This is a genomic window from Alteromonas sp. KUL42 (assembly GCF_006538325.1).
Classification (GTDB): Bacteria; Pseudomonadota; Gammaproteobacteria; order Enterobacterales; family Alteromonadaceae; genus Alteromonas.
In genome coordinates this window covers 353141-363140 of record NZ_BJKK01000004.1, presented here as the reverse complement: position 1 = coordinate 363140, position 10000 = coordinate 353141, and the positions used below count along the sequence as shown (strand labels likewise).

Below are 10000 nucleotides of genomic sequence, written 5' to 3'. Positions count from 1 at the left end.
AAAACCACTGGCCTTGATATTCCACAATAGAGTGGTGATTATTGCTTTGGTGCTCTTGCTCCATAAAAGCACCTTTGTATTCCCAAGGCCCAGTGGGCGACGTTGCCATGTAGTAGGTTAAAACGCGATTATTTTCAGGCATGGTGTAGTAGTAATATTTACCGCGCTTAAAAATCCATGGGCCTTCCATTTTAGGTTCATAGCCGCCCATATCCATCTTGATAAAATCGCCTTCAACGCCACGCATGTCATCACGCATTTTTATCACGTTGTAATCTTGACCCTTTCCGTGAAAATACAAATAAGCTTGGCTATCATCATCAATGAAAATACTGGGGTCGTTAGCGTAGGGTGTTGTCCAAAGTGGCTTGCCAATCATGTCTTTGAAAGGGCCAGTAGGTGAGTTGCTCTCTGCAATGCCAATACTCATCCACTTGGTACTGTTCTCTGGATTGACTCTGTCTTTAAACCCTGTGCCAGCGGGAAATACAAGGTAGTATTTTCCGTTCTTGTAAGCCGCATCGGGCGCCCATGCGTAATTGTCAGCCCAGCTCAAATCTTCAAGGCTTAAAATAGCGCCATGATTAGTCCAACTCTTTAAATCAGTTGAAGAGAACGCCATCCAATCTTGCATGTGAAAGTCTTTTTGGCATTCCAGGTCATGGCTAGTATAAATATACATTTTACCGTCTGGCCATACGCGGGCAAAAGGGTCGGCTGTGCGTAAGCCCTCACCTAACGGGAGGGGGTTAGCTTGTACGCTTAGTGCAACACTTAGGAGCGTAAAAATACTCAGTTGACGAACATGCTTATTGCACATTATTTTCATCGTCTTTTCCTTTAATTAGCATGCATCATAGAAACGTTTTAGGTGTGAACGCCAATGTTTACACTGAGTTCAAAGTTCACCGGTCAACGATTACTGCGCTTAATAGCTTAACTTCAAGTGCTTTGGGTCTACCCTGCGCAAGGGTTTTGACAAAGGGTGGTTTGCTGCTTTTAATTCAGCCAATACCAATTGCGCAACCTCCCGCGCACCTAATTCATTAAAATGTGTATTGTCTTTTACCCCGTTAGGGTAGTTAGGGTGTGTGTTGGGCTTTATGTGCATAAAGCGCAGTTGCGACAGTGCATCGCCTTGCTCTTGAAAATAGCGGCGGGTTATTTCATCCATATCAATAAACAGAAATTTGCTTTCATCAGAATTATTGTACGATTTCGCCAGCTTTCTTACGTATTGAGAATAGGCATGAGTTTGCTCAATGTGTTCATTTTCATCAAAGTAACGTCGGGTGACAGGGGTCATCAAAATTACACTCATTTCCTTTTCTTGCGCAAAGGCAATCATGTTGCTGATGTTTGTTTGATATTCTTCAGGTGTGGTGTATCTGTCTTTTTTAGCTTCAGACTCGTCGTTGTGACCAAACTGAATGATCAGAAAGTCACCTTTCTTGGCATTGTCTACGATGTGTTGCCATAAGCCTTCTTCTATAAAGGTTCTTGTACTTCTACCATTTTTAGCAAGATTAATAACATCTACTTGGTCTGAAAAGAAAGTAGCAAAAGGAACACCCCAGCCTGTCTCAGGGTAATCTTTAGGATCCTTAATCGCCATTGTAGAGTCGCCAGCCATAAACAATTGCTGTTTTGCACAAGCCGTAAGTGAGAAAGCCACTAATAAAATTGTAGAGAGAATACGAGTACAAGTTGCCATTTTTTACCTTATTCTTAGATATGTTTGAACTGAACGTTGCCAACAGGCCCTTGATGATAGGGCGTAGTATACCTACTTTAAATATAATTGCCACCGGTGGCAATTATATGAATTAAGTGTAAAGCTTTTGTGGGTGTAGAGGGGGAGCTATTAGAGTGTGCTGACCTTAGCGCTTTACAACTGCGAAAGTGCAATATCAGTTTGACGTTGTAGCTCGCTATTTATTTTCCAGTGTTCAGGGCTCCATCCGGCTAAAAAGCGATGAAAGTCGGCACACGCAAAACTATACAAGTATTTCCATTCTTCAATGAGTTCATCTATCTGTTGTGTATTAAGACATGTCTTTTCATTGGGACTTATAATATTGCGCTGGGTGAGGGCTTGTTTTAATAGGGTAAAATAGTCAGATAAACAGCTTTCGCCATGTGCCCGCTGATCTTCATCACTTAATGCGCTTCCCAGAAAGTAGGCGACATCTTTGACGCCTATTCCAAACCCTACGTATTGAAAGTCTACGGCGGCGCAAGCGCTAAAATCAGAAGAAAAACAGAAGTTAGCCACTTTGGCATCGCCGTGAATCAATGTTTTATATTTCGCATTGGCAAGCCTCATTGCGATAGTTGCTGCATGCGTTTTCAGTGCTCCCTTTGGCATGCGTTGGTACTCATCTTGTCGGGTATCTAAATGCCAATAGCTTCCTTCTGACCAAACATCCACATCCTTTAATACTGTGCTTGCATCGAATGATAAAAACCGAGCGTGAAAGTTTGCAAGCCATGCTAGTACCGTTTTTGCTCGCTTCACGGTTAAGGTGAGCGTGGTATTGGAAAAACCCGCTGATACTAAATCTTCCATGACTAACATTGAGCCTTGTTGCCATTGTTTAACGGCAATACACCTTGGTACATAACAATCTTGATTGGTAAGCGGCTGAAGGTGTTGATAAAAGCTATTTTCAATTTTAAAAGAAGCTAATTTTCTATTGTGGCCGGCTTCGCCGTTCCAGCCTTTTGGGTGCGATAAAACATCCGGTGGTGTTACGCATTTTGCCACCACAGGCGTTGGTTTTGAGAAGCGCTTATTTGAGGTGTTAACCGAAGATAGGGTGGCACGAAAGCATACACCATATCCACTCCACAAATGTTGAATAATTTGAGGTTCACTGACTGAGGCGCCGCAGGCATCTTCAAGGTACTGAATAAATCGAGTATCTATGGTTTCTGGCATGGATTTAAGGTTACTTTTGACGAACTTTCCATTGGCAATTCTTTATATACTTCACAATACATCATAACGTCGATAAAAGAACATTTGTTTTTAAATTCATGAATGTAACGTGTTTGCTTGCTAAAAGATCTAAAGAGATATCACTCGATAAATAGTTCATAATAAAGTAGGACCGAACGGAACGAAAGAGTACTGGTTTAGTTTTCATAAAAAGGGTATTAAGTTTACATGGTGAAAGTTTTGGACAGTGAAAAGTTAAACGGATTTGAAGTTGCGGATTTTTTAATACAGCGAATCGAAGCGAAGCTTCCAACATCTCTAATTCGCCTTGGCGATGGCGAAGGTGAACTAATGGGATTTCCAACTATCTCGTCTAGGAAAGAAGTGAATAGAAGCTTGAGGGTATGGTTTGATGATGTGAGTATGCCTGATGAAGAGCTAGAAGTGCTGAGTCATTCAATAAGGGAGGCTGTTCGGAATGCAGATGTTTTGGGTATTCCTAGGGAAAAGCAAAAATTGCGTCATAAGGGTTACCAACAAGTTTTCGATACAATTGAGCATTATAACTTAGCCAAGAGTAATATGGCTTTTACTGATGCCGGTATTCACCGCTATCTAACGTTCTGTCAGCTTTATAGAAAAATACTAAAAGACAGAGAGTTCGTTGGGTTAATTGGTGCGAGAGATATCAGTGGCATAATTAAGGAATATTTTCGAGTAAACGAGACTAAGAATTACATTGTACGCGCTGAACGTGAATTTTTAGGCGAAGAGCTTGGGTGCCATTTTCCCGATAGATATAAAGAAATATATGAAACGCTTGATGTCCCTTATCAAGGTGCGCTGTTTTTAGTTGGTGCTGGTGGACTGGGAAAAATATACTGTCATTGGATAAAGCAACGTGGAGGTATAGCCATAGATGTTGGCGCGTTGTTCGATGCGTGGTCAGGTGTTCGCTCGCGACTTGTTCATCCTTGTCATCATATTGAAAGGTACATTGAAACACCGATTATCACTATGTCAGATGCAATAGAAAAATATAATGCTTGTTGCGATATCTGGGACTTAGATACTCCGAGGGTCGATATAGGTAATTATCAACACAGATTAGATGAAGTTTGGTAATTCCCTCATTTGATCGCTAAAAAGTTGCATAATTCACTGCTGGCTTTGATTTCCTATTTGTAGGGCTCATTAAAAAAGCCGCTTAATGAAAATCATTAAACGGCTTTTGCGTGTTTTAAACTACTTGCAACTCGCTGTTAGGCTTCGACTGCTTGTGTAGTTTCATCACTGTTTTCTATTGCGTCAACTGTTGCAGGTAGCGTCATAGGCGCAGATGCCTTGGCTGTTGCAAACGACAATGCTGCTGCTTTGCCTGATACGCTCAGTACTGGGCGAGCATCGTCGGCTTTAGCAGTTAATGCGACGTCAACAAATGTGTCATTTACTGATGTAGGAAGGGCCATAGCGTGCGATGCACGGCGTTTGCCTGCTCCGCTTGCCGCTAGACTTGGCGCAGTTGCTTCGGTTGCTGCTGAAACTCTGCTTTCAATTGCTGGAGTTTCATCTTTTGCTACCGCAGCAGGCTTATCATCATTTGCTGTTTCTGTAACAGGCGCTTCGTTTTCTGCGCTAGTAACTTTGCTTACTTCAGTGTCCGACGCGGTTTCATCTGAGCTAGATAAGTTTATTTCTACTTGCTCAGGTGGAGTTGCGGCATCAGAAACTTCAGCTTTCGCTTCAACAGCTTCTTCTACTGGCGCTTGCGTAACCGTTTCAGGCTGCTCAATCTCAGTAGATTGTTCAGTTTCAGAAGGTTTGTCCTCGGCTGAAGTTTCACTTTCAGTTGAGGGCTCTTTCTTCGCTGAAGGCTCTTCTTGCGCTGAAGGCTCTTTCTCAACGGAAGGTTGGCTATCTTCTGAAGATTTATCAGTTGTAGGTTCAGCAACAGGTGCCTCTACCTTCTCTGAAGCGACCGGTGCTGGCTCAACATCAAATTGAAGTTCATCTTGAACCGCTTCAGTCTTAGCAGGCTGCGTTTGCGTTACGCCATCTGAAATGCTGTCTTCATCGTGCTGTTGCGCTTCTTTCTTACGGCGTTGACCCGCTGCACGTACATGACGCGGAGAACGACGTGAACGTCCACGGCCTTCGCGTTTTTGCGCCGTATCGTCTGAAGTATTGTCCTGCGTTTGTTCAGTCTCAACTACGTCGGCCGCTTTTTCTTCCACGTTGCTTTGCGCAATATCTTTACTATCTTCGATACCATCGCTTTGCTTTGCAGAATTGGCTTTTTCAGCCACAGCTGCCTTTGCTTTAGTTTTTTCTGTATTTTCAACGCGCTGCGTTTCTGGTTTTGTAGTAGATTCAGGTTTATCAGCCTTTTGTTGTTTAGGCTTAGATTCTGATTTTACTTCTTTTGGCACAGCAGGTGTGTTGTCTGCGCTAATTACACCAGAGTCGCTTTGTTCGTTTAACGCTTGACCGTTTTCATCTTTCTTCACACGCACTGTACGGCGTTTATCACGACGTTTTCTGCGCTCTGCAACTTCACGCTTTTTCTGCGCTTGATTTTCTTGTTGCTCACCTTCTGGCTTGTCATGCTTAGGCTTTTGCTGCTCATCACGCGGCTGCTGTTGCTTACGAGGCTTGCGACCTTTGTTATTGCGCTTGTCATCTTGCTCTGAACGTTGTTCTGTGCGTGACCTGCGATTGTCTTGCTGCTCGTTATCTTTGTTTTGATCACGGCCTTGAGCATTGCGGCGATTATTCTTGTTGCGCGGCTTACGGCGACGATCGTCATTGTTGCGGTTACGTGCGTTTCTATTATTACTTTCAGAACTCTGTTTTTTCTCTTTTGAACTGTCTTGCTCGCTATCACTGCCAAACAGATCGCTTATCCATTTGCCAAAACGTGCAAACATCGATGGAACGTCATCGCTCTTCGTCGCTACAGTTTCTTCTTTAGGCGCAACTACAGGGGCTGCTGTTGGCGCAACAAGGCCTTTAAGCGCTGGTTCTTCACGCTTAGCTGGGGCTGTCGTTGTCGATTCCGTTTCAGCTTCAACTGCAGGCATTAGCTCAACGTCGTAGCTTGCTTCTGACACTATGTCATCTGGACGACGACGCAATACTTGATAGTGTGGTGTTTCCAAATTTGCATTTGGAATAAGTAGCAAATTCACACCGTGACGTTTTTCTAATAGTTGAATAGACTTACGCTTCTCGTTAAGAAGGTAAGTTGCAACTGGCACAGGTAATTGCGCTTCAATTTGCCCGGTGTTTTCTTTAATACTTTCTTCTTCAAGAATGCGAAGAATAGACAATGCAAGTGATTCTGTACCACGGATAGTACCGTGACCAGAGCAGCGCGGGCATACGTGGTGGGCAGACTCACCTAGTGATGGACGCAAACGCTGACGTGACATTTCAAGCAGGCCAAAGCGAGATATTCGACCTAACTGTACACGTGCACGGTCACTTCTTACCGCATCTTTCATACGGTTTTCTACTTCGCGTTGGTGTCTTACTGGTGTCATATCGATGAAGTCGATAACCACTAAACCACCTAAGTCGCGAAGGCGCAATTGACGAGCGATTTCGTCTGCAGCTTCTAAGTTAGTGTTAAGTGCTGTTTCTTCAATATCACCGCCTTTTGTCGCGCGTGCTGAGTTGATATCGATAGAGGTTAGTGCTTCAGTTGGGTCGATAACAATTGAACCGCCTGAGGGCAGGCGCACTTCGCGTTGAAACGCAGATTCAATTTGGCTCTCAATTTGATAGTGACTGAACAGAGGAACTTCGCCTCTGTATAACTTCACACGACTAGCAAAGTCAGGGCGAACCAACTGGATATGCTGAAGTGCTTGTTCGTAAATACTGGTCTTGTCGATAAGAATTTCACCAATGTCACGACGCAGATAGTCGCGAATTGCACGAACAATAACATTGCTTTCCTGGTGAATAAGAAATGGCGCTTCGCGCTCTTCAGCGACACTTGAAATTGCTTCCCAGTGAGTAAGTAGAACTTTTAAATCCCACTCTAATTCTTCGTATGATTTACCTACACCTGCGGTACGTACAATGAGACCCATGCCATCAGGTAAATCTAATTTGCTCAGTGATTCTTTTAACTCGGTACGCTCATCGCCCTCTATGCGGCGAGAAATACCACCAGCACGTGGGTTGTTCGGCATAAGAACAAGGTAACTACCGGCTAGCGACAAAAAGGTTGTTAACGCTGCGCCTTTTTGTCCGCGCTCTTCTTTGTCAATTTGAACGATAACTTCTTGACCTTCCTTGATAACATCTTTGATGTTTGGACGGCCTTCAAATTTATAACCTTTGGGGAAGTAAGTGCGCGCTATTTCTTTTAGAGGAAGGAAGCCGTGGCGTTCTGCGCCATAATCGACGAAAGCAGCTTCAAGACTAGGTTCTACGCGGGTTATTTTACCTTTGTAGATGTTGGCTTTCTTTTGTTCGTGTCCAGGACTTTCAATATCTAAATCGTACAACCGTTGCCCGTCAACAAGGGCAACGCGCAACTCTTCTTGCTGAGTTGCATTGATCAACATTCTTTTCATTGTATCTAACTCTGTTTTTGTACAGCCGTTTAGACACAAAATTAAAGTGACATGTGCAAACCCTCACCGCGCAACCTCACGGCTGGACGGGGACTTTGTTGTAACACCGCATTATCCATTTGTAGATGACCATTGCGTTTTATTGAACGCGTAAGTTTTAATCCTGTGCATACACGCGAACGTTTGAATTTCCACGAGTCAGCTTAAGTTAGATCACACTACATTAAAGATGTCGGGAGCGATAAACCCTTATTACTCTTTACTTTATTTATACAAGCGACTTTTTTATATCGCTTGTTTGTCATTTAATTCTGTTAGCTAAACGGCGAACTTATTTTATGTTACGCAAGTAAGACTTCGCTGTTTACGGCAGTGTAGTCGTTGCCTCTGAGGCGGTGTTGGTATGAAAGTGATTTCATTGCTGATGCTACCAACGTTAAGCCTTACTTTTTCGTTTACAAGTTAAAGCAACCCACAAATTGGTTTGTGTGCACTGCTTTTTTCGGTCTTGTTAAAATGTTTTTATAACGTTGTGATCCGCATTCAATTCGCATTCAAGCTGTCTGGCTTTTCAAGCCGATGCTTATTTGTTCGAGCGCCTTGAAGTCGCTCACGAATTGTTGTGAAGTTAATCGTATTAAAAACGTTGGCAATTATCGCACCAAATACTCAATTTACGCAAGGAATGCAATCTAATAAATTGAGCTTATTCACATTTATTGCTGCCAAATTACCACTCTTGTACAAAAAAAGAGCTAGGCAAAGAGTTTTTCACAATTTTCATCTTTCCCAGTGTGGCTAATTCTCACAATGAGGTATACTAGCGGCATGAAAGAAGAAACCCCTCAAAAAGTTCGTTTTGTAACTATCGAAGCTGATTTAGCTGGACAGCGCGTTGACAATTTTCTGCGTACTCAGTTAAAAGGCGTGCCCAAAAGTATGATTTACCGTATTTTGCGAAAAGGCGAAGTTCGTGTGAACAAAGGGCGTGTAAAGCCAGAATATAAATTGCAAGCTAACGATATTATTAGAATTCCGCCCGTAAGAGTGTCGGAAGGTGCGCCTGCGCCATCGCCAAAACTCGATAAAATCGCTTCACTTGAATCACATATTCTTTTTGAAGATGATCGTATCCTCGTTATAAATAAGCCCTCAGGTATGGCCGTTCACGGCGGCAGTGGATTGAGCTTTGGGCTAATTGAAGGCTTACGAGCATTAAGGCCAGATGCAAAATTCATGGAGCTTGTACATCGTCTCGACAGAGATACCTCTGGGTGTATTTTAATTGCCAAAAAGCGCTCAGCACTTCGACACATGCACGAGCAATTGCGAACTGGGAAAATGGACAAACGCTATAATGCGCTGGTTGCTGGGGAATGGCCTGAAAACCGATTTAAAGTAAAAGCGCCGCTTCGCAAGAATATTCTCCAATCTGGTGAGCGGATGGTAAGCGTTAGCGAAGATGGTAAACCGTCTGAAACCCGTTATCGAATTTTGCAAACCTATTCGGGAGCAACACTGGTTGAAGCATCGCCAATAACAGGGCGTACTCATCAAATACGTGTACATTGTTTACATGCTGGGCATCCCATTGCTTGCGATCCAAAGTATGGCGATAGCGATTTTGATAGTGCAATGCGCCAAAAGGGTTTGAACCGATTGTTCTTGCACGCAAAAAGCATTTCTCTTCTGCACCCTGCAACTGAGGAACGTGTGACGTTTACGGCACCACTTGACGATACACTGACCGCGACACTAAAAGCACTTTAGATGATGAATAACAACGCTTCTACGCCAATACAAGATGTATTGGAATCTCCACGCTATAAACTCGTGATCTTTGATTGGGACGGCACCTTAATGGATTCAGCCGATAAAATTGTTAGCTGCATGCAAATGGCCGCCAAACAATGTGATATGCCCATACCCACGCCAGAAGAGGTTGGGCACATCATAGGAATAAGTTTAAAGCCCGCCATTATGCAGTTATTTTCGATTTCTGATAATGTGTTAGCAGATAATCTTGTTGCGGCATATAAAGATGCATTTGTTTCTAAAGACGTCACGCCTTGCCCCCTATTTAGTGGCGTAGAGGCAATGTTATCTCGACTTAACTCTGCCAATTGCACACTAGCTGTTGCAACAGGTAAAGCGCGCAGAGGATTAGATAGAGCGTGGAAGCAAACCGACACAGGGCATTATTTCAGTGCTTCGAGAACGGCAGATGAAGCAGAATCTAAGCCTTCATCAGATATGTTGTTGCAGCTTCTTGATGAGCTAAATATGAATGTTAGCGATGCGGTTATGATTGGTGACACAACGTATGACATGCAAATGGCAAAAACCATAGGTATGGATAGAATAGGGGTGTCATATGGTGTGCATGCGCAGGTGCATTTAGAAGCGTTGCAACCTGTAGCATTGGTTCATAGCATCGAAGAGCTTGAGCAAGCTTTGTTTCAACAGGCATAGA

7 protein-coding genes are annotated in these 10000 nt (G+C 43.4%); 3 read left to right on the top strand and 4 right to left on the bottom strand.

Annotated features, from left to right (window positions below):
• The 3 genes from EYR97_RS08765 to EYR97_RS08755 all read right to left on the bottom strand — a co-directional run.
• On the bottom strand, window positions 1–829 hold an 829-nt coding region (locus tag EYR97_RS08765; RefSeq protein ID WP_207308046.1), incomplete at its 3' end, for a family 43 glycosylhydrolase.
• Window positions 830–928: 99 nt separating this feature from the next.
• Window positions 929–1714, bottom strand: a complete 786-nt coding sequence (locus tag EYR97_RS08760; RefSeq protein WP_131093457.1) for a rhamnogalacturonan acetylesterase — start codon at window positions 1712–1714, stop codon at window positions 929–931.
• Window positions 1715–1888: 174 nt separating this feature from the next.
• Window positions 1889–2941, bottom strand: a complete 1053-nt coding sequence (locus EYR97_RS08755; RefSeq protein ID WP_131093456.1) for an oxidoreductase family protein — start codon at window positions 2939–2941, stop codon at window positions 1889–1891.
• 228 nt (window positions 2942–3169) lie between these two features.
• Between EYR97_RS08755 and EYR97_RS08750 the strand changes: the two genes are divergently transcribed.
• A complete protein-coding gene (locus EYR97_RS08750; RefSeq protein WP_131093455.1) occupies window positions 3170–4066 on the top strand; it encodes a hypothetical protein in 897 nt (298 codons plus the stop codon).
• 137 nt (window positions 4067–4203) lie between these two features.
• Here the strand turns inward: EYR97_RS08750 and rne are convergent, their stop codons facing one another.
• Complete coding sequence (rne, locus tag EYR97_RS08745; RefSeq protein ID WP_131093454.1) at window positions 4204–7527, bottom strand: ribonuclease E; 3324 nt, start codon at window positions 7525–7527, stop codon at window positions 4204–4206.
• An 828-nt stretch (window positions 7528–8355) separates the two neighbouring features.
• On the opposite strand from rne, the gene rluC reads away from it, so the two are divergent.
• Window positions 8356–9297 (top strand): 23S rRNA pseudouridine(955/2504/2580) synthase RluC, encoded by a 942-nt coding sequence (rluC, locus tag EYR97_RS08740; protein ID WP_131093453.1) that lies wholly within the window; start codon window positions 8356–8358, stop codon window positions 9295–9297.
• A gap of 3 nt (window positions 9298–9300) precedes the next feature.
• Window positions 9301–9999, top strand: coding sequence for an HAD family hydrolase (locus EYR97_RS08735; RefSeq protein ID WP_404840960.1), 699 nt, complete (start codon window positions 9301–9303; stop codon window positions 9997–9999).
• Window position 10000 lies beyond the last annotated feature (1 nt).

Excerpts from the sequence above, each read along its gene's own strand:
- EYR97_RS08760 (WP_131093457.1), bottom strand. The coding sequence starts at position 1,714 with ATGGCAACTTGTACTCGTATTCTCTCTACAATTTTATTAGTGGCTTTC.
- EYR97_RS08755 (WP_131093456.1), bottom strand. The coding sequence starts at position 2,941 with ATGCCAGAAACCATAGATACTCGATTTATTCAGTACCTTGAAGATGCC.
- EYR97_RS08750 (WP_131093455.1), top strand. The coding sequence starts at position 3,170 with ATGGTGAAAGTTTTGGACAGTGAAAAGTTAAACGGATTTGAAGTTGCG.
- rne (WP_131093454.1), bottom strand. The coding sequence starts at position 7,527 with ATGAAAAGAATGTTGATCAATGCAACTCAGCAAGAAGAGTTGCGCGTT.
- rluC (WP_131093453.1), top strand. The coding sequence starts at position 8,356 with ATGAAAGAAGAAACCCCTCAAAAAGTTCGTTTTGTAACTATCGAAGCT.
- EYR97_RS08735 (WP_404840960.1), top strand. The coding sequence starts at position 9,301 with ATGAATAACAACGCTTCTACGCCAATACAAGATGTATTGGAATCTCCA.